At 72.2% G+C, this 21,903-nt stretch carries 21 protein-coding genes and 1 tRNA gene; 14 read left to right on the top strand and 8 right to left on the bottom strand.

What is annotated here, in order from left to right:
• Positions 1 to 47: 47 nt before the first annotated feature.
• From JEK78_RS23710 to JEK78_RS19330, 3 genes are read left to right on the top strand one after another with little or no spacing between them, the layout of a single operon-like run.
• A complete protein-coding gene (locus JEK78_RS23710; protein ID WP_277953049.1) occupies positions 48 to 176 on the top strand; it encodes a hypothetical protein in 129 nt (42 codons plus the stop codon).
• A gap of 39 nt (positions 177 to 215) precedes the next feature.
• Positions 216 to 1,061: an aspartyl/asparaginyl beta-hydroxylase domain-containing protein gene (locus tag JEK78_RS19325; RefSeq protein ID WP_200261408.1), complete on the top strand. Its 846-nt coding sequence runs from the start codon at positions 216 to 218 to the stop codon at positions 1,059 to 1,061.
• Between the two features lie 48 nt (positions 1,062 to 1,109).
• The gene (locus tag JEK78_RS19330; RefSeq protein WP_242483146.1) at positions 1,110 to 1,802 is read left to right on the top strand and encodes a 4'-phosphopantetheinyl transferase superfamily protein; all 693 of its coding nucleotides are present in this window, start codon (positions 1,110 to 1,112) and stop codon (positions 1,800 to 1,802) included.
• An 8-nt stretch (positions 1,803 to 1,810) separates the two neighbouring features.
• On the opposite strand, the gene JEK78_RS19335 is transcribed toward JEK78_RS19330, so the two are convergent.
• Entirely contained in the window at positions 1,811 to 2,812 is a 1,002-nt protein-coding gene (locus JEK78_RS19335) for a LuxR family transcriptional regulator (protein WP_200261412.1), read from the bottom strand.
• A 267-nt stretch (positions 2,813 to 3,079) separates the two neighbouring features.
• On the opposite strand from JEK78_RS19335, the gene JEK78_RS19340 reads away from it, so the two are divergent.
• A complete protein-coding gene (locus JEK78_RS19340) occupies positions 3,080 to 3,355 on the top strand; it encodes a transposase family protein (RefSeq protein WP_200261414.1) in 276 nt (91 codons plus the stop codon).
• A gap of 12 nt (positions 3,356 to 3,367) precedes the next feature.
• Positions 3,368 to 4,393, top strand: a complete 1,026-nt coding sequence (locus JEK78_RS19345; RefSeq protein WP_200261416.1) for a transposase — start codon at positions 3,368 to 3,370, stop codon at positions 4,391 to 4,393.
• A gap of 401 nt (positions 4,394 to 4,794) precedes the next feature.
• Here JEK78_RS19345 and JEK78_RS19350 read toward each other — a convergent pair.
• Positions 4,795 to 4,882, bottom strand: a tRNA-Leu gene (locus tag JEK78_RS19350).
• Positions 4,883 to 5,065: 183 nt separating this feature from the next.
• Here JEK78_RS19350 and JEK78_RS19355 point away from each other — a divergent pair.
• Together JEK78_RS19355 and chpH are read left to right on the top strand one after the other, a co-directional pair.
• Positions 5,066 to 6,391 carry a M20/M25/M40 family metallo-hydrolase gene (locus tag JEK78_RS19355; RefSeq protein WP_200261418.1) on the top strand — a complete coding sequence of 442 codons (1,326 nt, stop codon included), beginning with the start codon at positions 5,066 to 5,068 and terminating at the stop codon, positions 6,389 to 6,391.
• A 176-nt stretch (positions 6,392 to 6,567) separates the two neighbouring features.
• Complete coding sequence (chpH, locus tag JEK78_RS19360; RefSeq protein WP_200261420.1) at positions 6,568 to 6,801, top strand: chaplin ChpH; 234 nt, start codon at positions 6,568 to 6,570, stop codon at positions 6,799 to 6,801.
• A gap of 217 nt (positions 6,802 to 7,018) precedes the next feature.
• Here chpH and JEK78_RS19365 read toward each other — a convergent pair whose 3' ends face one another.
• Complete coding sequence (locus JEK78_RS19365; RefSeq protein ID WP_200261422.1) at positions 7,019 to 7,207, bottom strand: DUF5703 family protein; 189 nt, start codon at positions 7,205 to 7,207, stop codon at positions 7,019 to 7,021.
• A 47-nt stretch (positions 7,208 to 7,254) separates the two neighbouring features.
• On the opposite strand from JEK78_RS19365, the gene JEK78_RS19370 reads away from it, so the two are divergent.
• The gene (locus JEK78_RS19370) at positions 7,255 to 7,962 is read left to right on the top strand and encodes a hypothetical protein (protein WP_200261424.1); all 708 of its coding nucleotides are present in this window, start codon (positions 7,255 to 7,257) and stop codon (positions 7,960 to 7,962) included.
• A gap of 157 nt (positions 7,963 to 8,119) precedes the next feature.
• Here JEK78_RS19370 and JEK78_RS19375 read toward each other — a convergent pair whose 3' ends face one another.
• Both JEK78_RS19375 and JEK78_RS19380 read right to left on the bottom strand, forming a co-directional pair.
• A complete protein-coding gene (locus JEK78_RS19375) occupies positions 8,120 to 10,498 on the bottom strand; it encodes a helix-hairpin-helix domain-containing protein (RefSeq protein WP_242483147.1) in 2,379 nt (792 codons plus the stop codon).
• Positions 10,495 to 11,481, bottom strand: a complete 987-nt coding sequence (locus JEK78_RS19380) for an aldo/keto reductase (RefSeq protein ID WP_200261426.1) — start codon at positions 11,479 to 11,481, stop codon at positions 10,495 to 10,497. The genes JEK78_RS19375 and JEK78_RS19380 overlap by 4 nt, the downstream gene beginning before the upstream one ends.
• Positions 11,482 to 11,850: 369 nt before the next feature.
• Here JEK78_RS19380 and JEK78_RS19385 point away from each other — a divergent pair, with 369 nt between their 5' ends.
• The 6 genes from JEK78_RS19385 to mshC all read left to right on the top strand — a co-directional run bounded on the left by JEK78_RS19385 (position 11,851) and on the right by mshC (position 17,448).
• Positions 11,851 to 12,906: an LLM class F420-dependent oxidoreductase gene (locus tag JEK78_RS19385; RefSeq protein WP_200261428.1), complete on the top strand. Its 1,056-nt coding sequence runs from the start codon at positions 11,851 to 11,853 to the stop codon at positions 12,904 to 12,906.
• Between the two features lie 232 nt (positions 12,907 to 13,138).
• A complete protein-coding gene (locus JEK78_RS19390) occupies positions 13,139 to 13,927 on the top strand; it encodes a ferritin-like domain-containing protein (protein ID WP_200261430.1) in 789 nt (262 codons plus the stop codon).
• A 77-nt stretch (positions 13,928 to 14,004) separates the two neighbouring features.
• On the top strand, positions 14,005 to 14,691 hold the full coding sequence (locus JEK78_RS19395; protein ID WP_200261432.1) for a histidine phosphatase family protein: 687 nt from the start codon (positions 14,005 to 14,007) through the stop codon (positions 14,689 to 14,691).
• A gap of 64 nt (positions 14,692 to 14,755) precedes the next feature.
• Entirely contained in the window at positions 14,756 to 15,346 is a 591-nt protein-coding gene (locus JEK78_RS19400; RefSeq protein ID WP_200261434.1) for a DUF3090 domain-containing protein, read from the top strand.
• Positions 15,310 to 16,128, top strand: coding sequence for an SCO1664 family protein (locus tag JEK78_RS19405; RefSeq protein ID WP_200261435.1), 819 nt, complete (start codon positions 15,310 to 15,312; stop codon positions 16,126 to 16,128). Before JEK78_RS19400 ends, JEK78_RS19405 begins: the two co-directional genes overlap by 37 nt.
• 90 nt (positions 16,129 to 16,218) lie before the next feature.
• Positions 16,219 to 17,448, top strand: a complete 1,230-nt coding sequence (gene mshC, locus JEK78_RS19410; RefSeq protein WP_200261437.1) for a cysteine--1-D-myo-inosityl 2-amino-2-deoxy-alpha-D-glucopyranoside ligase — start codon at positions 16,219 to 16,221, stop codon at positions 17,446 to 17,448.
• A gap of 110 nt (positions 17,449 to 17,558) precedes the next feature.
• Here mshC and JEK78_RS19415 read toward each other — a convergent pair whose 3' ends face one another.
• The 3 genes from JEK78_RS19415 to glpK form a co-directional block, all read right to left on the bottom strand.
• Positions 17,559 to 18,533 (bottom strand): PAC2 family protein, encoded by a 975-nt coding sequence (locus JEK78_RS19415; protein WP_200261439.1) that lies wholly within the window; start codon positions 18,531 to 18,533, stop codon positions 17,559 to 17,561.
• A 166-nt stretch (positions 18,534 to 18,699) separates the two neighbouring features.
• Complete coding sequence (locus JEK78_RS19420) at positions 18,700 to 20,316, bottom strand: glycerol-3-phosphate dehydrogenase/oxidase (RefSeq protein ID WP_200261441.1); 1,617 nt, start codon at positions 20,314 to 20,316, stop codon at positions 18,700 to 18,702.
• A 7-nt stretch (positions 20,317 to 20,323) separates the two neighbouring features.
• Positions 20,324 to 21,862 carry a glycerol kinase GlpK gene (glpK, locus tag JEK78_RS19425; RefSeq protein ID WP_200261443.1) on the bottom strand — a complete coding sequence of 513 codons (1,539 nt, stop codon included), beginning with the start codon at positions 21,860 to 21,862 and terminating at the stop codon, positions 20,324 to 20,326.
• Positions 21,863 to 21,903 lie beyond the last annotated feature (41 nt).

Consider the following 21,903-nt stretch of genomic DNA (forward strand, 5'->3'; position numbering starts at 1 on the left):
GGCTGACGACCGTACTGACTGAACGACCGACCGAAATGAGGCATAGTATGCCCCCTCCGACCACCGTCAACCTCGCCGCGGCACGCCTGAAGGGCGACTTCGACGTCGACCGGCTGCTGAGCGAACTCGCCGTCCTGGAAGAGACCCAGTGGGAGTCCCAGCGCACCTACGGCTAGAGCCTGGAGCCCACCGAGAGCGCCGCTCTCGACTGGCGGGTGCTGCCGCTGCGCAGCCCGGAGGGCAGCGCCGAGCGCACCGATCCGGGCGGGCTCGGCCTCGTCGAGTACGGCGACACCCCGTGGCTGGCGAAGGTCCCGTACATCAAGTCGATCCTGGACAGCCTGCCGACGGAACTGCGCGCGGTCCGGCTGATGTCGCTCGGTCCGGGCGCCGAGGTGGACGAGCACCGCGACATGCCGTACGGCCTGCCGGCGGGCTGGGTGCGGCTGCACATCCCGTTCGTCACCAACCAGGACGCCGTCTGCACGCTCGACGGCGAGCCGCAGACCTGGCAGCCTGGTACCTTCTGGTTCGGCGACTTCTCCCGGCCCCACTCGGTGCGCAACGGCGGCAGCGAGCGCCGCGTCCACCTGGTCATCGACGCCTTTGTGACCCCTGAGCTGCTGGAGCTGTTCCCCGCCGAGTTCCAGGAGCGCATCCGCTGGTCCGAGGTGCTGCTGCACCGCCCGGAACTGCCGCTGGAAGCGCCGGAGCTCGCGGACTTGGAGAGCACGTTCAACATCCCGGAGGCGTTCCTGTACGGCGAGCCGGAGGAGCTCGCGCAGGCCGTCGAGCCGGACCGGGACGCCCGGCTGCGGGTGGACGGCCGACGCTTGGTGATGGACGTCGACGGCGAGCCTCGGGTAGCGCTCCAGCACGTGGGTGAGGGCGAGTTCCGCGCCCTGGGCTGGACCGCGGAGCGCACCGTCAAGGTCGAGCCGACCGGGGACGGTCTGCTCGTTCGCTTCCGGATGCGGCACGGCAGCCGGATGACGGAGGCGACGCGCGAGGCCGTACGGTCCGCCGTGGCCGCTGTGTCCGCCGTGGCCGACGCGGGCTGACCGATGCCCTGTGCCACGGCCGTGCCGCGGGGTCCCGTCCGGGCCGCCGTGTTCGACCCGGCGGCGGTCCTGGGCGAGCGTCTCGCGCCGCCCGCCGCGGGCGCTCCCGCTCACCTCTGGCTGCTGGACGCCGGGCGGCTCCGCGCGGCCACCGGCCTACTGGCAGGCGAGGTGCTCGGAGCGGAGGAACGCGGCCGGGCGGCGGCCCTGCGGTTCCCGGCCGACCGGGATGCCTATGTCGCCACGCATGTGGGGCTGCGCCTGCTGCTCGGCGCCTATCTCGGGCGGTCGGCGCGGCAGGTAGAGCTGATCCGCCTGCCGTGCCCGCTGTGCGCCGGGCCGCACGGCCGACCCGCTGTGGCGGGGGACCCGCTGCACTACTCGCTGAGCCACAGCGAGGGCCTGGGCCTGCTGGCCTTCGCCGCCGCCGCGGTGGGCGTGGACCTGGAGTCGGTGCCGTCCGCGACCGCGGTGCGGGAGGCGCTGGACGTCCTGCACCCCGCGGAACGCGCGGAGTTGGACCGGCTGCCGCCCACCGCCCGCCCGGCGGCCTTCACGCGCTCCTGGGTCAGGAAGGAGGCATACCTCAAGGGACTCGGCGTGGGCCTCGCGGGTTCTCCCGCCGACTGCTGGGTGGGCACCGGCGCGGTCCCCGCGTCCCCGGCCGCCGACTGGCTGCTTACGGACGTCGCCGTCGGCCGCGGGGCCGCCGGGGCCGTGGCCGTCGCCACCGGCGGATGACCGGTCGCTCACTTGTCGCCGGACAGCCATCCCTTCGCGACGGCTCGGCAGCCGGCCTGGAACCGGCTGCGGGCACCGAGGAGTTCCATGAGGTCGGCGGCGATGCGGCGGGCGGTGCGCGGCGAGACGCCGAGCCGCTTGGCGACGGCCTCATCGGTCAGGCCCTGGCCCAGCAGGCGGAGGACCTCGGCCTGCTGGGCGCTCAGGCCCTGTTCGTCCCGGTCGCGGGGGGATGGTGCGGCGCCGAGCGGGACGGCGTCCGTCCAGATTCCCTCAAAGAGCGCGCACAACGCGGTGAGCGGACCGCCGCCATTGAGGATCAGCGCCCCGGCCTCGCTGTTCTCCGGATCGGTCGGCACGACCGCGATCCGCCGGTCCAGGATCATCAGCCGGAGGGGCAGCGTGACGGCGGTCCGCACCTGGCCGCCCGCCTCGGTGAGCCATTCGGCGTACTGCACGGTGGCCGCGTTGTTGCGGACGCTGTCCAGATACACGGTGCACATGCGGACGCCGCGCTCCAGCAGCGCGCGGTCCTGCGGCCGGGCGGTCGCCATGTTCTCGGCGGTCTGGGCGCCGTCCGGCGCCAGCGTCATCACCTCGGTACGCACGTCCCTCACCAGCAGGCCGATGCGTTCCCGTATCTCGTCTATGCCGTCGAGCCATTGGACGTGCCGGTCCTGGCGCGGCCGGGCGAGGGTGAACTCCGCCATCAGGTGCGCCGACGCCGTACGGAGTTCCGTGACCCGCTGCTGCTCCGCAGCCAAACGTTCCTGCTGGCGGGCGATCAGGACTTGGAAGCCGATCTCCGGTGAGACGGCATGGAACCGGTGCGGCGACGCGAAGGACTCCCGGACGAGGGAGACTTCGCTGAGTCGGTCGAGCGCCTTCCGCAACTCCGCGTCCGGCAATGCCAGCATTTCCCGCAGTTCACCCAGATCAGCTTGCGGTTGTGCGAGAAGTGCGCGGTATACGGTTTCACAAGTCTCGTCAAGGCCTACCGCAGCCAACAATGTCTTATCCCCCAGGTCTGCTCACCGGGCTTCGCCACCAGCCACTCTATCCTCGATTCCTCAGCGGTGGGTTCGCGCTGATCGATCTGACAGTTCGGCGGTAATGTGGGTCTTCGAATTTAGCCGGGGAGGGGCGCTCGCTGGCCGTGCCGCTGACTGCGGAGCGTGACTGCCGCTGGGGAAGCCGGGCCTGAACGCGAACCGCCCGCAGCGCTTGTGGATGATCACTGTTGCTGAAGCAGTGGATCTACGAGCGACACGGGCGGCATGGAGCACGATACCGGCGCGACGGCGCTGTTCGATCTGGAGGTGGTCCGGGGCGAGGACGGGACGCGCACAGTCCATCTGGTGACCACGGACCCGGCGGCACGGGCCTGTCCGTCGTGCGGGACCTTCGCCACCCGGGTGAAGGAACGGGCCGTGACGCGGCCCCGTGACCTGGAGCACGGCGGGAGTCCGGTGCTGATTCGCTGGCACAAGCGGCGCTGGAAGTGCCGCGAACGGCAGTGCGAGCGCGGCTCGTTCACCGAGCAGATCGCGTAGATACCGGCCCGGATGCGGCTGACGGAGCGGCTGCGGACCGCGTGCGGGCAGGCCGGGGCCGACGGCGGGCGCACGGTCGTCCAGGCCGGCCGTGACCTGGGCCCCACCTGGCCCGTCGTGATGCGTGCCACCCGCACGTACGCGGATCAGGTGCTGCCCGGCGGACCGCCGGCCACCGAGGCGATCGGGATCGACGAGACCCGCCGCGGCCGGGCCGTCTGGAAGCAGAACGACTACGGGAAGTGGGAGCCGGTCGCGGACGCCTGGCGCATCGGCTTCGTTGACGCGGTGGGCGGACAGGGCCTGTTCGGGCAGGTCGAGGGACGCAACGCCGCCTCCGTCGCCGCTTGGCTGACAGCCCGGCCGGACTGGTGGACCACGTCGATCCGCTACGTCGCCATCGACCTGTGCGCCACGTTCCGCTCCGCCGTGCGCACCGCGCTGCCGCACGCCACCGTCGTCGTGGACGCCTTCCATGTCGTCCAGCTCGCCCAGCGCCACCTGGCCGACCTGCGCCGCCGCCTGACCTGGAAGCAGCACGGCCGCCGTGCCCGCAAAGGCGACGCGATCTATACCGTCCGCACACTCCTGCGCCGCAACAAAGAAGCCCTCACTCACGAGCAATACGACCTCCTGATCAGCGAGTTGACGTCCATGGGCACCTACGGACGGCAGATCCTGGCCGGCTGGCAGGCCAAGGAACTCCTGCGCGACCTGCTCCACCTGGCCGCCAAACACGCCCACACCTCTCCCGGCCACTCCGCGATCTCCGCCGCCCGCTACCGCTTCCAGGCCCACTGCGCCGACCACGCCCACCTGTCCGAACTGGCCACCCTGGCCGAGACCGTCGACCAGTGGTGGGACGGCATCGAGGCGTACGTCCTGACCGGGATCACGAACGCCGCCAGCGAGGGCAACAACCGTGTCATCAAGCTCGACGCGCGATGCGCCTTCGGCTACCGCAACCGCGCCAACCAGCGCCTACGGTCACTCTGCGCGACCACTCGCCGCAGCCGACGCGAAGGGGTCCCCGACTAACTTCGAAGACCCGGCAATTCCAGCCGTTCGCACCGCCCCCAGCCCGATGAACTGCACCTTCAGCCCGCAAGAGCCTCCAAGACCCTCGAATTACGTCGAACCCGGGCCGGACAACTTCCGGCTGCGCAACTGGCGGGCGTCGAAGATCACGAACGATCTCGACAATCACGAGAACCCGGTAGAGGTCTCGGCCAACGCCCGGCACCACTCGCCGGGCTACACCATGGCGCGGTACGGCAGGCGTCGCGCTGAGGGAGCGAAGAAGCTGGCAGCTTCGAGCGCCAGTCGACTTGGCCTGTCATCCCTGGTCTGACCAGGAAGTTCGCTCGGCTGTTGGTCACGTGGTTGGTCATGCCACAGCCGGAGAAACAGAAAAACCCCAGATCAACTGGGGTCTCTGCTGGTGTCCGAGGGGGGACTTGAACCCCCACGCCCGTTGAAGGGCACTAGCACCTCAAGCTAGCGCGTCTGCCATTCCGCCACCCGGACAAGGTGTCCGCCGGCCGGGAGTGCCCGGCGCGACGACGTAGACATTACCAGGCTTCGAAGGTCCCGGATCACCCCTCCCGGGCCCTCGTGCCGCCGAGGGGCGTCACGGGGGGGCTTGGGGGGCAGGGTCGGGAAGAGGGAGGATGGGTGGCGACCGGGGGCAGCCACCGAGGGAGGACTCACGTGGGCGAGACGGGAACGGCCGGGCACGTCACCGGCGAGGACGAGGTCGTCGACCTCTGTCGCGAGCTGATCCGGATCGACACCAGCAACTACGGCGACCACTCGGGACCGGGCGAGCGCGCCGCGGCGGAGTACGTCGCCGAGAAGCTCGCCGAGGTGGGGCTCGAACCGCGGATCATCGAGTCCCACCGGGGACGCGCGTCGACGGTCGCCAGGATCGAGGGCGCGGATCCCTCCCGGCCCGCGTTGCTCATCCACGGCCACACCGACGTCGTGCCGGCCGACCCGGGTGACTGGACACACCATCCGTTCTCCGGGGAGATCGCGGACGGGTGCGTGTGGGGTCGGGGCGCGGTCGACATGAAGGACATGGACGCGATGACCCTCGCCGTGGTCCGTGAGCGGCTGCGCGGCGGGCGGAAGCCGCCGCGCGACATCGTGCTGGCCTTCCTCGCGGACGAGGAGGCGGGCGGCACCTACGGTGCCAAGCACCTGGTGCGCGAGCACCCGGACCTGTTCGAGGGCGTCACCGAGGCCATCGGGGAGGTCGGTGGCTTCTCCTTCACGGTCAACGAGAAGCTCCGTCTCTACCTCGTGGAGACGGCGGAGAAGGGCATCCACTGGATGCGGCTGACCGTCGACGGGACCGCAGGCCACGGATCGATGACCGCGAGCGACAACGCCGTCACGGAGTTGTGCGAGGCCGTGGCGCGCCTCGGCCGGCACACGTGGCCGGTGCGGGTCACCAAGACCGTGCGGGCCTTCCTCGACGAACTCTCCGACGCCCTGGGGACCGAACTCGATCCCGAGAACATGGACGAGACGCTCGCCAGGCTCGGAGGCATCGCCGCCATGATCGGGGCCACGCTGCGCAACTCGGCGGCGCCCACCATGCTGGGGGCCGGATACAAGGTCAACGTCATCCCCGGCCAGGCCACCGCGCACGTGGACGGTCGTTTCCTGCCGGGCTACGAGGAAGAGTTCCTCGCCGACCTCGATCGCGTCCTCGGCCCCCGGGTCAGGCGCGAGGACGTGCACGCCGACGGGGCGCTGGAGACCGGCTTCGACGGGCGTCTGGTGGACGCGATGCAGACCGCGCTGCGTGCCGAGGACCCCATCGCGCGGGCGGTCCCCTACATGCTCTCCGGGGGGACCGACGCCAAGCACTTTGACCGACTCGGCATCCGCTGCTTCGGCTTCGCTCCGCTGCGCCTGCCTCCGGAGCTGGACTTCGCGGGGATGTTCCACGGTGTCGACGAGAGGGTGCCGGTCGACGGCCTCCGGTTCGGGGTGCGGGTGCTGGACCGCTTCATCGACGCTTCCTGAGGCCTCGCCCGGGCGGCCCAACCCTTCCGGGACCGACGCGCGGCCGTAATCGCCCACCTGTGCGTCATTCACTGGGAAGGGTGGATGCGACCATAAGCTCGTAGCCTCAATACCCCCTCTTCGTTACTCGTCATGTGATCCGCACATCGGGATCGCATGGCCAACGAGGAGGAACAATGATCAAGAGGGTCGTCGCCGCTGCGGCTGCCACCGGTGGGCTCGTCCTGGCGGGTGCGGGCATGGCCGTCGCCGACGCCGGTGCTCAGGGGGGAGCCGCGAACTCCCCCGGTGTGCTTTCGGGCAACGTCGTCCAGGCGCCCGTGCACGTGCCGGTGAACGTCTGCGGCAACACCGTCTCGGTGATCGGGCTGCTGAACCCCGCCTTCGGCAACACCTGCGTCAACCAGTGACGTCGTGCCCCGCCCCGGGGCGCCGGTCCGCTCGGACCGGGGCCCCGGGGGGCGGGGCGGGGACTCCGTCGGCCTGAGCCGCGGAGGACTCGGGCCGGCGGCCCCGGAGCGCCTCACGCGCCCGGGGCCGCCCGGCGTTCGCGGCCTTCGGTCCGCCCGCACCCTGCCCCCGCGCCCCGAGACGGCCGTGGGAATGCGGGGCCCCCGGCTGCCTGGCTCACCAAGTGGCTCGGACCTGGCGGATGATCCGCCTGCGCAACCTCACACGGCGACTGCCGTCCCGCAGCAGGCTCAGGCGGTACAACTCCCACTGTCCGTACTCGGCGTGGTCCGTGAGCAGGCGGGTGGTCTCCCTTCGGGACACCCCGCGCGGCAGGTGGACGTCGACAAACTCGTATTCCGGCATCCCATCCATTGTGCGGGCCCGGCCCCGGTACGGATAGCGTCTGAGGCATGTCTGATGCTGCGCAGCCCAGCGCTGCCGAGGTACGCGCCGCCGCTGAGGCGGTCAAGACCGCTCTCGACCGCCACCTGGCGGCGGTCGAGCGGCGGTCGGGGGAGGACGATCCCGCCCTCTACCAGGCGTTCAACGATTTCGCCGCGGCTGCCGAGTCGTACGACGAACTGCTCTACGAGCGCTACGACGAGGTCACGCCGTTCGAGATCCCCACGGCCGAGGAGACGCCACCGCCGTACTCGGGGCCGGAACCACACGCGCTGAGCGTGCTGCTCCGCCGCGACTACGCCGTGGTGGAACCCCGCCGACTGCTGGCACAGGCCCGTCTCGTCGAGACGGCGGAAGAGGAGGGCGACGAAGCCGAGGACGCCGAGACGGTGCACGGCGCGCTGGGGGTCCTGTTCGGAGAGTTCGAACCGGACGAGATCGCCTCCAGACACCGTGAGTTCGGCCTGGAAGAGGGGGATTCCACTCTCTGGGTGACCGCGGCGGACGAGCCGGCCGCACACGGCTCCTGGCTGGAGGCCCCCTTCGAGGAGGTGGACGAGGAGCGAGTGATCTGCCGATTCGACGTCAGCGCCGTGTTCGACGACGAGTTCGACGGCGAGCCCGACGCCGTGTCCCGAGACCGGGCGATCGACCGCGAGGAAGCCGGTACGGCTCTCGACGAGGACGAGCCGGATCCGTCCGACGAGGAACGCTGAGGCGCACAGGACCCGCTCCTCGTCCCCTCGGACCTCGCCGGGGCCCCGACCGCGCCACGCGCCACGTGCGGGGCCCCGGCGAACCGTGCCGAGAGCCGCGTCGCCCGCGCCCGGGGGGTGGGCGGCGGACCCCCGCACGGCAGCGCCGCGGCCTGGGTCAGTTCTCGTCCACGCCGCCCCGAACGGAAGCGTGTGCGGCGAGAAGCGCAGCCAGGCGCGTCGTGCGGCGCTCCGCCGGGACCGCGGCCACGGCCTCGGGCAGGGCCCGGCCCACTCCCTGGACGACGGAGAGATGGCGTGTGGCGCGGCCGAAGGTGGTGACCGCCCATGCGCGACTCAGGGCCGGCGCCGCGTCCCCGGGCAGGACCGCCACCACCGCCGGCCACCGGCCTCCGGCCGCCTGATGAGCGGTCAGTGCCCATCCGCGGCGCACCCGGTCGGCCACCCGCTCCCGGGGGACGACCGTCTCTCCGTCGGGGTGGGACAGACGCAGCCCTTCCGCGTCCGCCCCGGCCACGACGGCGGGCACGACCCGGCCCGCTCCGGGGGACCAGAGCACGCGGTCGCCGGGGTCGAAGCCGCCGTAGCGCCCGGGACCGGGGTTGAGACGCTCCTTCAAAGCGGCGTTGAGCGCGCGGGTGCCGGCCGGTCCGCCGTGTCCCGCCGTGACGACACGGACGTCTTCCGGTGCGAGCCCGAAGGCCCGCGGTACGGAGTCCAGGACGAGTTGCAGCGTCCGGTGGACGGCCTCCCCTCCGTCGCGCACCGGCACGACGACGACCTCCTTGCCGGGCGAGTCCACCCGGGGGAGTCCGCCCGCTCGGACGGCCGACACCAACGCGCCCAGCGGGCCGGGCTCCGGCGACGACGCGTCGATCCGGGGGCAGATCCGCGACTCCAGCAGATCGCCGAAGACCTGGCCCGGTCCTGTCGACCGCAGACCCTGGGGGTCGCCGCTGAGCACCAGGCGGACTCCGTCCGGGAGGGACTCCGCCAGCAGCGCCGCCGTCTCGACGTCCAGTCGGTCCGCGTCGACGACCGCCAGGAGGTCCAGGTCCAGGAAGCCGTCCGCGGTCCGACCGGGCCCCTGGCCGGCCAACAGACCCGCCAGGCCGATCACGGGCGGCGGGGGCTCCTCCGGCGCGTGCTCCACGAGAGCGGCGAACCTGACATGCCCCAGCGCCGCGGGGCTCGTGGCCCAGGCCTTCCGGCCGATTCGGCGGGCCGCGTCCAACAGCGCGGCCGGCTCCGCCAGGCCCGCCTCGCCCGAGACGTGCAGCACCAGTCCGTGGCCGGCCACCGCCCGTAGGAGCGGGCGGGCGGCTTCCACCACCGTCTCTTCCCATCGACCCTCGTCCGGGCCGAGGGGCCTCGGCGTGGCGGCGGCGAGTCGGGCCAAGGCGTCCGCCAGGCTCTCCTCGGCCAGCGCGTACCGCTCCAGGCCGATCAGGACGCGAACCGGGGGCGTGGACTCCGTCTCGGACTCCCTCCGCGCGCCCCCGACCGCTGAGAGTTCCCCCGGGTGATCCGCGGGGCCACCCTCGGGCGGGTCCCCCGGTCCCTCCAGCCCGTCCTGGAAGGCCAGCGCCTCGCCGACGGCCAGGGCGGCCCGCACGGCGGCGTCCGGCTCGGCGACGCCCAGGGCGCCCACCGCCGCGACGAGCCTGGGCAGTTCCATCGCGGTGTGTCCGGACGCGGCCGCCTCCGCCAGACGTGCCACGACGAGGGCGCGCCCGCGCCGTTCGTCGTCCGGCCGGTACTCGGGTCCGAGCAGGCCGGCGGCGAAGGCGTCGGCCTGCTCGGGTCGCACGCCGGACACGCGGAGCACCTGCCAGGGGTCCTCCCGGAGCGTGGCCGCCGCGTGCTCGCCGAGGGCGGTGGTGACGCTCGGCGCCAGCGACTCCGGCGCGCCGCCGTCGGCGAGCACGCGGCGGGTGGCGAGGAGGGCCTCCGGGGTGAGCGGGTCGGCGGGCACGGGGGTCGTCGGGCTCGTCGCGGGACGTTCGGCGGGTGCGGGGCGCGCGGGGGCGGCCTCCGAGGGCGGTGGCGCCTGACCGCTCTCGACGGCGCGGACGGCGGCCAGGAGGTCGGCGGCTCTGCCGCTGAGCTTGCCGCCGGCATCGACCGGAGCCCCCTTCTCCGCTTGGCGGCGCCGGATCCGCTCGCGTTCGACGCGCTGGGCGGCCAACTCCGCCTCGGCCTCGGAGTCGGGTCGGGTGGCGGGGCCGTGCGAGGGCTTCGGCTCGTCCCGGTCGTCGGCCCCGGGGTGGCCGTCGTGCCCGTCGTGCCCGTCGGTCGCGGTGGGAGACGGCGCGGGTTCGGGTGTGACGACGCCTCGGGTGTCGTCCGCCGCGGTGGGGCCGCCGGTGCCGGCCGTGTCTTCCTCGGTGCCCGCCGCGCCGGTCGAGTCGTCCCGGTATCCGGCCGCTGCGCCCTCGCCGCCGTCGGCACTCCCCACGTCCGTCGGGCCCCGCCGGTTCTCCGCGTGGTCGGGGCCGTCCGTGGCGCTCTCGGCGGGGTCCGGCTCCGTGCTCACAGCGTGCTCCAGTCGTGGTCGGGGTAGCGGTGCACGGGCGCCGACACGTCGTCGAGGGCCCGGCTGATCTCGTCGGGCAGACTAAGCGCCTCCACCGACAGAGCCGCAGAGAGTTGCCCCGCGTTGCGCGCGCCGACGATCGGGGAGACCACTCCCGGGCGATCGCGGACCCAGGCCAGGGCGACCTGGAGGGGCGACACCGCGAGACCGTCCGCCGCGGTCGTCACCGCCTCCACGACGCGGCTCGCCGTTTCGTCCAGGTAGGGGCCGACGAACGGCGCCATGTGCGCGGAGGCTCCGCGGGAGTCCGGCGGCGCGGCGTCGCCCCGGTACTTGCCGGTGAGCACGCCGCGCCCCAGTGGTGACGCCGGGAGCAGACCCACACCCAGGTCCTGGGCGGCCGGCAACACCTCGCGCTCCGCGCCGCGCTGCAGGAGGGAGTACTCCAACTGCGTGCTCGCCAGACGGTTGCGGGTGCCCGGAGCGGCTATCTGCCAGGTCGCCGCCTTGGCCAGCTGCCAGCCGCAGAAGTTGGACACTCCGGCGTACCTGGCCCGACCGCTGTCGACGGCCAGGTCCAGGGCGTGCAATGTCTCCTCCAGCGGCGTGAGGGGGTCGTACGCGTGGACGTGCCACACGTCGACGTGGTCCGTTCCGAGTCGTGCGAGCGAGGCGTCCAGCGCCGAGAGCAGGTGGCCGCGCGAGCCGTCGAAGCGCCGGTCGGGGTCGGGGACGCTGCCCGCCTTGGTGGCGATCACCAGTTCGCGGCGCGGGACGAGGCCGTCCAGGAGACGTCCGAGCAGGTACTCGGCCTCCCCGCCGCCGTAGACGTCCGCCGTGTCGACGAGTGTGCCGCCCGCCTCCCAGAAGGTCTTCAGCAGACTCGCGGCGTCGGCCTCCTCGATGTCCCGCCCCCAGGTCAGGGTGCCGAGACCGATGCGCGAGACCCGCAGGCCAGTTCGGCCGAGTCGTCGCTGTTCCATCAGGACCCGGCCTGGGGGCGCCCCGCTCCCGCGGGGTGAGGCGTGGCCCTTCCGGACCGCTCCGCACTGGCGCGGTCGCACGAATCCGTGCTCTTCAACTGTGCCGCCTCTCTGCCGCCTGTCCTCGGGTCCGGGCGTCCGCGACGCGGACCGGCGCCGACCCGCCGAACCTGCCTGTTGCGCGTCGGTGGTGTCACGAACGCCGAGGTTACTGGGCCGCGAGTCGACGCGTGCGGCCTGTGGACGGAGGGCTCCCGTCGACCGTCGCCGAGTCGATTCCCCGTGTCGTCCGGCGCCTTACGCGGGGGGAGGTCGCGCGCTAGGGTCGGGGCGTCAACGGACATTACTGATCGGTAAGGGGATTCGGTCATGCAGCTCGGCATCAACCTCGGCTACTGGGGCGCCGGAATGGACGAGGACAATCTCGCCGTGGCGCGGGAGGCCGACCGCCTCGGCTACGCCGTGTGCTGGGCCGCGGAGGCCTACGGATCGGACGCCGCCACCGTGCTGTCCTGGGTCGCGGCCCGGACCGAACGCATCGACGTCGGGTCGGCGATCTTCCAGATCCCCGCGCGGCAGCCGGCCATGACCGCGATGACCGCCGCCACGCTCGACTCGCTCTCCGGGGGGCGCTTCCGGCTCGGGCTCGGCGTGTCCGGCCCACAGGTCTCGGAGGGCTGGTACGGCGTCAAGTTCGACAAGCCCCTCGCCCGCACCCGTGAGTACGTCGAGATCGTGCGCAAGGCGATGACCCGCGAGCGGCTGTCGTACGAGGGCGAGCACTGGACCCTCCCACTGCCCGGTGGACCCGGCAAGCCGATCAAGCTGACCGTGCATCCCCAGCGTGAGCACGTGCCGTTGTACATCGCCGCGATCGGGCCGAAGAATCTGGAGCAGACCGGAGAGATCGCGGACGGGGCGCTTCTCATCTTCCCCTCCGCCGATCACCTTGAGGAGACCGCGCTTCGGCACCTGCGCGCCGGCCGCGCGAAGGCCGGCCTCACGCTGGACGGCTTCGACGTCTGCCCGACCCTCCCGCTGGCCCTGGGCGACGACAAGGACATCGCCGCGCTCGCCGACACCTTCCGGCCCTACACGGCGCTCTACGTCGGGGGCATGGGGAGCCGAGAGCAGAACTTCTACAACCGACTCGCCCGACGGATGGGGTACGAGAGGGAGGCGATCGACGTCCAGGACAAGTACCTCGCGGGCGACAAGCGAGGGGCCGCCGAGGCCGTGCCCCAGGACCTGATCGATCGGACCGCCCTTCTCGGCTCCGTGGACCGGATCGCGGACCGGATGAAGGCCTACGCCGCCGCCGGCGTCACCACCCTGACGCTCGCTCCGGCCGGCTTCACCCTGGAGGAGCGGCTCGCCGCGCTGCGCGCCGGCACCGAGGCCGTGGAGCGTGCCGGCCTCGCCTGAGGCACCCGGTCCCGATCGACGCCTCCCCGGCCGTGGTGGGGGCTCGGGGCATCCCCGCCACGGCCGTCACGGGGAACAACGCACGCCGCCCCGAGGGGTTACGCCCGTGCGCGCCGTTCGCCGTCCTCCGTTCGGAGCAGCCGACCGAGCCGCCTCTTGCCCCGGGTCCCGCTCGGCACTTGACTCTCCCGCGGAGCCGGCGTGGCGGCGCGCGCGGCGGAGAGGTGCGCGGATGCTGTCGGCCAAGAGTCTGTTCCAGGAGATCCTCGACCACGACGAGGCGTTCCGGCTGTTCTGCTCCATCGCCGCGGGCGGGGAGTCCCAGGGTGGGTGGGAGAACGCCCGCATCGCCGCGCTGGTCCCGGAGGAGGAGAGTCGACTGGCGTCGAGGATCGCCCGGCACGGCGCCGACGAGGACAAGCACGGAAGGATCTTCGAGGCCCTGCTCCGGAAGCGAGGCCTCCGGCCCTGTCCGGTCCCCCCGGAGACGGACTACACCATGCTCCTGGAGCGACGCGGAATCGGTCTCGCCCACGACAGACTCCGCGAGGACCGACCGCTGACGGTCAGGGACATCGTCGTCTACCTCGCCCACAGCAGGGTCACCGAGCAACGGGCCGCCGAGCAGATGCGATTGCTGCGCCTGCACTTCGCCGCCGACCCGGACATCGGCCGTGCCGTCCGGATGATCTCCGACGACGAGGATCTGCACCTCGCCTACACCCATGAGGAACTGCTCCGTCTGGAGACCGCCGGACACGGTCCGTTCATCCGCGAGACCCTGCGGACCTGCGCGCTCGCCGAGATCCGCGTGCACCGGGACGTCGCTCTGGCCGTCATGACCCGGATGGGTCGCCTTCTGGGATGGTCCCCGGCCAAGGCGGCCTTGCTCGCCGCCGGGATCCACGCGGGCCACGTCCACGAACGGCTCGGCGGCTGGCGACGGATGGTGCGCCTGACGCCACCCGAGCGGCACGACCCTCTGGGCGGGCCCGCCCCCGCGCCCACCGAGGCCGCCTGAAGGCCGTCCCCGACCGGTCCGCGTCCGAGAGGCGGACCGCCCTCCGCCGCCGCCCTTCCCGCGCCTAGGCTGATCTCATGCCCACGCTGATCCTGGTCAGGCACGGACGTTCCACAGCCAACACCGAGGGTGTGCTCGCCGGTCGTATGCCCGGCGTCGCCCTCGACGAGCGCGGTACGGCACAGGCCGCGGCGCTCCCTGGCCGGCTGGCCGGGGTGCCGATCGCCGAGGCGGTCGTCAGCCCTCTGCCACGTTGTCGGGAGACGTTGCGCCCCCTGCTGGCCGACCGCCCGGGTCTCCGGGCGCATACGGAGGAGCGGATCAGCGAGTGCGACTACGGCGACTGGTCCGGTCGGAGACTCGCGGAACTCGCGGACGAGCCGCTGATGGAGGTGGTGCAGACACATCCGTCGTCGGCGGCGTTCCCCGGCGGGGAGTCGCTGCGCGCCATGCAGACCCGTGCCGCCGAGGCGGTCCGTGAGTGGAACGATCGAATCAGCGCCGATCACGGCGCCGCCGCGACGTATCTGATGTGTTCGCACGGGGACATCGTCAAGTCCCTGGTGGCCGACGCGCTCGGACTCCACCTCGACCTGTTCCAGCGGATCTCCGTGGAACCCGCTTCCGTCACCGTGATCCGCTACACCCGCACGAGGCCGTTCCTGGTGCGCCTCGGCGACACCGGCGACCTCGCCTCCCTGGCACCCCGCCGGGAGCCCCCCGGTGAGGCGGCCACGGTCGGAGGAGGTGCGGGCGCACCGTGATCGTCGACCGCAGTAGGGTGAAGCGGTTGCCCAGCCACCACCGACTCGCAAATGGAGACAGGACGTGTCCCGTCAGGTGTTCCTCTACGACCAACCGGACCGCTTCGTGGTCGGCACGGTCGGACTGCCCGGGCGCCGGACGTTCTTCCTGCAGGCTTCCGCCGGCACCAGGGTGACCAGCGTGGCCCTGGAGAAGACCCAGGTCGCCGCGCTCGCCGAGCGCATGGACGAACTGCTCGACGAGGTCGTTCGCCGGAGCGGCGGCGGTGCCCCGGTGCCGGCGATGGCTCCCACCGAGGTGTCGGACACCGCTCCGCTCGATTCCCCCGTGGACGAGGAGTTCCGGGTCGGGACCATGGCTCTGGCCTGGGACGGCGACGAGGAGCGCATGATCGTCGAGGCGCAGGCCCTCGTGGAACTGGACGCGGAGTCCGAGGAGGATCTGGCCGAGGCCGAGGAGCGGCTCCTGCAGGACGAGGAGAACGGGCCCCCCATGCTGCGGGTGCGGCTCACCGGCGCGCAGGCCCGGGCCTTCGCCAAGCGCGCCCTGGACGTCGTCAACGCCGGGAGGCCGCCGTGTCCGCTGTGCAGCCTTCCGCTCGATCCGGAGGGACACGTATGCCCGCGCCAGAACGGATACCGCCGGGAAGCGTGACCGCCGCCGACCTGCTCGCCCGCGGCGAGCTGACCGTGCGCGGGCGCATCCGGGAGGCGTCCAACGCGGCGTTGTACTGCACGGTGCGCCACGAGGAGCGGGAGGCCGCCTGCGTCTACAAGCCGATCGCGGGCGAGCGGCCCCTGTGGGACTTCCCCGACGGCACCCTCGCGGGACGTGAGGTCGCCGCCTACGAGGTGGGCCGCGCCCTCGGATGGGATCAGGTGCCCCCCACGGTGCTCCGCGACGGTCCCTACGGCCGGGGGATGTGCCAGCTCTGGGTGGAGCCGGCCGCCGACTCGGACCTGCTGGCGCTCGTCGACACCGAGGAGCCCGAGCCGGGCTGGAAGGCCGTCGCACGCGCGGACGTGGGCGGGGGGCGCACGGCACTGCTGGTACACGCCGACGACGAGCGGTTGCGGCGGCTCGCCGTCCTGGACGTGGTGATCAACAACGCCGACCGCAAGGGGGGACATCTACTGCCCACCGGTGGGGGAGCCCTCTACGGCATCGACCACGGCGTCACGTTTCACGTCGAACACAAGCTGCGCACCCTCCTCTGGGGGTGGGCGGGCGAACCGCTGACCGCCGAGGCGGTCACCGCGCTGGCCGCGCTGCGGGACCGGCTCGCCGGCGGCGGCGACCTGCGCCCACGACTGACCGCCCTGATCACGCACAGCGAGATCGAGGCGACGCGGGCACGCGTGGACACCTTGCTGGAATCGGGTGTCCACCCCCGCCCCGACGGCCGGTGGCCGACCATCCCCTGGCCCCCGATGTAGAGACCCCGGGGAACATGTCAAGAACGCCCGACCGGCCGTCCGCGCCGATCCGGTTCGTGTAGGGGACAGCCGTCCGGTTAGGCTCGACCCATGCATGCCTGGCCCGCTTCCGAGGTCCCCGCCCTGCCAGGTCAGGGTCGCGCCCTCCGGATCCACGACACCGCGACCGGCGACCTCGTCACCCTCGACCCCGGTCCCGTCGCCCGCATCTACGTCTGCGGCATCACCCCCTACGACGCCACCCACATCGGTCACGCGGCCACCTACCACGCGTTCGACCTCGTGCAGCGCGTCTGGCTCGACACCGGGCGGCAGGTCCACTACGTCCAGAACGTCACGGACGTCGACGATCCGCTCCTGGAGCGGGCCCGCCGCGACGGCGTGGAGTGGGGCGCCCTCGCGGAGCGGGAGACGGCGCTCTTCCGCGAGGACATGACGGCCCTTCGCATGCTCCCGCCCCGGCACTACATCGGCGCCGTCGAGGCGATACCCGGCATCGTCCCGCTCGTGGAGCGGCTGCGGGACAGCGGCGCCGCGTACGAACTCGACGGCGACGTCTACTTCTCCGTCGAGTGCGACCCCCACTTCGGACAGGTCTCCGGGCTCGACGCGACGGCCATGCGGCTGCTCTCGGCCGAGCGCGGCGGCGACCCGGACCGTCCGGGCAAGAAGAACCCGCTCGATCCGATGCTCTGGACGGCGGCCCGCGAGGGAGAGCCCAGCTGGGACGGTGGCTCGCTCGGGCCCGGGCGCCCGGGTTGGCACATCGAGTGCGTCGCCATCGCCCTGGACCACCTCGGCATGGGCTTCGACATCCAGGGAGGGGGGAGCGATCTCGCCTTCCCTCACCACGAGATGGGTGCCTCGCACGCCCAGGTGCTCACCGGTGAGTTCCCGATGGCCAAGGCTTACGTCCACGCGGGGATGGTCTCCCTCGGCGGTCGCAAGATGTCGAAGTCGCTCGGGAACCTCGTCTTCGTCTCCGCCCTGCGCCGCGACGGAGTGGACCCAGCCGCCATCCGGCTGACGCTGCTGGCCCACCACTACCGGGCGGACTGGGAGTGGACCGACCAGGTGCTGCGGGAGGCCGTCGCCCGACTCGCCCGCTGGCGCGCGGCGGTCTCGCGTCCCGACGGGCCCCCGGCCGACGATCTCGTCGAGCGTCTGCGCGAGGCTCTGGCCCACGACCTGGACACGCCTGCGGCGCTCGAGGCCGTCGACCGCTGGGTGAATCGGCAGGAGCGGGACGGGGGAGACGACATCGGGGCACCCGGGGTCGTCTCCCGCGCCGTCGACGCGTTGCTGGGCGTGGCCCTCTAGGAAGGCCGGGGCGGGTGACCGCCGCCCCGGCGATCGTCGTCCCCCGGCCCGTCGAATCGAGGGCGGCCGGACCGCGCTCCGATGTGCCGACGGCGCGCCCGGGCCGCGGGTCAGTCCTCCTGCGGATCCCCGTCGTCCCCCTCCGGGACGGGCGGCGCCTTGGGCGGACGGGCGCGCCCGCCGGGGTTGTCGCGCCGGTACGGGAGCCCGTCGCCGTCGGCCGTGGCGTGACCGCCGGGGCCGCCCCCGTCCCGGCGTCGGAGATAGCGCTCGAATTCCCGGGCGATCGCCTCTCCGGAGGCCTCGGGGAGTTCCGCGGTGTCCCGGGCCTCCTCCAACGCCTGCACGTACTCGGCGATCTCGCCGTCCTCCGACGCCAACTGGTCCACGCCGACCTGCCAGGCCCGTGTGTCCTCCGGTAGCTCCCCCAGGGGGACGCGGAGGCCGATCAGGTCCTCCAGCCGATTCAGCAGGGCCAGTGTGGCCTTCGGGTTGGGTGGCTGCGACACGTAGTGCGGTACAGCGGCCCACAGGGACACGGCGGGTACACCGGCGTGGGCGCAGGCCTCTTGGAGGATTCCCACGATGCCCGTCGGACCCTCGTACTTGGTCTCCTCCAGGTCCATCCGACGCGCCAGATCCGCGTCGGAGGTGATCCCGCTGATCGGCACCGGGCGGGTGTGCGGGGTGTCGCCGAGCAGGGCGCCGAGGATGACGACCAGCTCGATCCCGAGTTCGTGCGCGAAGCCCAGCAGCTCGTTGCAGAACGAGCGCCAGCGCATGGACGGCTCGATTCCCCGGACCAGGACCAGGTCACGGGGCTTGTCGCCGCCCACGCGGACGACCGACAATCGGGTCGTGGGCCAGGTGACCTTGCGCACCCCTGCCTCCAGGAACACCGTGGGGCGGTTGACCTGGAAGTCGTAGTAGTCCTCGGCGTCGAGCGCCGCGAACACCTCGCCCTTCCACTCCCGATCCAGGTGCGCGACCGCGGTGGAGGCGGCGTCGCCGGCATCGTTCCAGCCCTCGAACGCGGCCACCATGACCGGGTCGACCAGCTCGGGAACCCCCTCGAGCTCGATCACCCAGCGCCTCCTTCCGACGTGCCCTGACGTACGCCCCAACCTTACGGCGTATCCGGGTGCCGGCCGCAGCCCCCTCGCCACGGCGGGTGAACGGGGGACTTCGGCCGGGCGGCGCGCGCGGATCGGGGCGGCTCCGCGCGGGGGCGCCCCGATCCGCGCGGGGGCTCTAGCCCCGATCGAGCAGGTCCTGGACCTTGCCCCGCAGGTCGTCGGTGGCCAGGCCGCGGATGGTCAGCGTGGTCCGGCGACGCAGTACGTCGTCCGCCGTCCGTGCCCACTCGTGGTCCCGGGCCCACACCACCTGGGCCCAGATCTCCGGCGCGTCGGGGTGGACGCGCTTGGCGAGTTCCGGGTTCTCGTTGGCCAGCCGGGCGACGTCGAAGGCCAGCGAGCCGTAGTGCGTCGCCAGGTGGCGGGCGGTGTCCGCCGCCATCCGGGGGCCGGGCGCGGGGCCGTCGATCAGCAGCCGGTGGGCGACGGCGCGCGGGTTGGCGACACCCGGCAGCGGCATCCGCTTCGGCAACGACGAGATCGGTTCGAAGTCCTCGCCGAGCGGGTGGCCCGGCAGCGACTCCAGCTTTCGCATCACCGTGCGGCCGATGTGACGGAAGGTGGTCCACTTGCCGCCCGCCACGGACAGCATGCCGCCCCGGCCCTCGGTGACCACCGTCTCCCGCTTGGCCTTCGCCGTGTCGCCGGGTCCACCGGGCAGCACCCGGAGTCCGGCGAAGGCGTAGGTGATGAGGTCACGGTCGAGTTGCTGGTCGCGGACGGAGAAGGCTGCCTCGTCGAGGATCTGCGTGATGTCCTTCTCGTCGACCGCGACGTCCGCGGGGTCGCCCTCGTACGTCTCGTCCGTGGTCCCGAGGAGCAGCATGTCCTCCCAGGGGAGCGCGAAGGTGATCCGGTACTTGTCGATCGGGGTGGCCAGCGCCGCCTTCCACGGAGACGTCCGCTTCAGGACCAGGTGCGCGCCCTTCGAGAGCCGGATCGAGGGCGCCGCGTTCGGGTCCTCCATCCGCCTCAGGTGATCCACCCACGGGCCGGTGGCGTTCAGCACCAGGCGTGCGTCGACCCCGAACTCCTCGCCGGACAGGCGGTCCTTGAGCTCCGCTCCGGTGACCCGGCCGCGTGTGAATCGCAGGCCGGTCACCTCGGCGTGGTTGAGGACGACCGCGCCGGCGTCCACGGCGGCGCGGACCGTCATCAGCGCCATCCGGGCGTCGTTCATCTGGTCGTCGCCGTAGACGGCCACGGCCTTGAGGTTCTCGGTCCGCAGTTCCGGCACGTCGGCCTGGGCCCTGGCGGGGGAGAGCAGGTGGCCGACACCGTCGCCGAAGGCCGACAGCGCCGAGTACGCGAACACGCCGGCCCCGAGCTTCGCGGCGCCGTGCGGACCGCCCTTGTACACCGGCAGGTAGAAGGTGAGCGGGTTCGCCAGATGGGGTGCCACCTGGCGGGAGACGGCGCGTCGCTCGAAGTGGTTCTCCGCCACCAGCTTGACCGCGCCGGTCTGAAGGTAGCGCAGGCCGCCGTGGAGCAGCTTGGAGGAGGCGGAGGAGGTCGCGCCGGCGAAGTCGCCGGAGTCCACCAGCGCCACCCTGAGGCCGGATTGCGCGGCGTGCCAGGCGGTGGAGATGCCCAGGATGCCGCCGCCGACGACGAGCAGGTCGTACGACGACCGGGAGAGTTGGTCCCGGGTCTCGGCCCGGCTCGGGTTCGAGCCGCGGACCGGGTGGGTCCCCAGGGCGGGTATGGGCTGCAGGGTGGGCTGAGTGGTCATGCGGTTCTTACTCCTCGTCCTCGAGCCAGCCCATGGTCCGCTCGACGGCCTTGAGCCAGTTCTTGTACTCACGGTCGCGGATTTCCGCGTCCATGCGGGGGGTCCACTCGGCGGCGCGGCGCCAGTTGGCGCGCAGGTCGTCGGTGCTGTTCCAGAAGCCGACGGCGAGACCGGCGGCGTAGGCGGCGCCCAGGCAGGTGGTCTCGGCGACCATCGGGCGGACCACGGGCGCGTCCAGGAAGTCCGAGAGGGTCTGCATCAGCAGGTTGTTCGAGGTCATCCCGCCGTCGACCTTCAAGGCGGTCAGTTCGACACCGGAGTCCTTCGTCATGGCGTCGGCGATCTCCCGCGTCTGCCACGCGGTGGCCTCCAGCACGGCCCGTGCCAGGTGCGCCTTGGTGACGTACCGGGTCAGGCCGGCGATGACGCCGCGGGCGTCCGAACGCCAGTAGGGGGCGAAGAGCCCCGAGAAGGCCGGCACGAAGTAGGCGCCGCCGTTGTCCTCGACCGACAGGGCGAGCGTCTCGATCTCGGCGGCGGTCGACACCAGTCCCATCTGGTCTCGCATCCACTGGACGAGAGACCCGGTGACGGCGATGGAGCCTTCCAGCGCGTAGACGGTGTCCTGCTCGCCGATCTTGTAGCCGACGGTGGTCAGCAGACCGCTGTAGGAGTTGATGATCTTGGAGCCGGTGTTCATCACCATGAACGTGCCGGTGCCGTAGGTCGACTTGGTCTCGCCTTCGGAGAAGCAGGTCTGCCCGAAGAGGGCCGCCTGCTGGTCCCCGAGGGCCGACGCGACCGGGATGCCGCCCAGCAGCTCTCCGAGCCGGCCGCCCTTGATCTCTCCGTAGACCTCCGCGGAGGAACGGATCTCCGGCAACATCGTGGTGGGCACGCCGATGGACTCGGCGATCCTCTCGTCCCACCGCATGGTGTGCAGATTCATCAGCATCGTGCGGGAGGCGTTGGTGACGTCGGTGACGTGGTGACCCCCGTCGGCACCGCCGGTCAGGTTCCAGATGACCCAGGTGTCCATCGTACCGAAGAGGATGTCGCCCGCCTCGGCGCGCTCGCGCAGCCCGTCCACGTTGTCCAGCAGCCAGCGGGCCTTGGGGCCGGCGAAGTACGAGGCGAGCGGGAGGCCTGTCTCGCGTCGGAAGCGGTCCTGCCCGACGTTGCGGCCGAGCTCCCTGCAGAGGGCGTCGGTGCGGGTGTCCTGCCAGACGATGGCGTTGTGGACGGGTTCGCCGGTCTTGCGGTCCCACAGGACGGTGGTCTCGCGCTGGTTGGTGATGCCGATGGCCTTGATGTCGGCGCGGGTGATGCCGGCCTTCTCGACGGCTCCCGCGACGACCTCCTGGACGTTGGTCCAGATCTCGGTGGCGTCGTGCTCGACCCAGCCCGGCTTGGGGAAGATCTGCTCGTGCTCTTTCTGGTCGACGGAGACGATTCGACCGTCACGGTCGAAGACGATGCAGCGGGACGAGGTGGTCCCCTGGTCGATCGCCGCGATGAAGGGGCCGGCGGTGTGGGCGTCGGTCACTGTGTGCTCCTCGGGTTCCGTGGTGGAGGGCGTGTCGGGGG

Origin of the sequence: Streptomyces sp. HSG2 (genome assembly GCF_016598575.1) — a bacterium.
Taxonomy (GTDB): Bacteria; Actinomycetota; Actinomycetes; order Streptomycetales; family Streptomycetaceae; genus Streptomyces.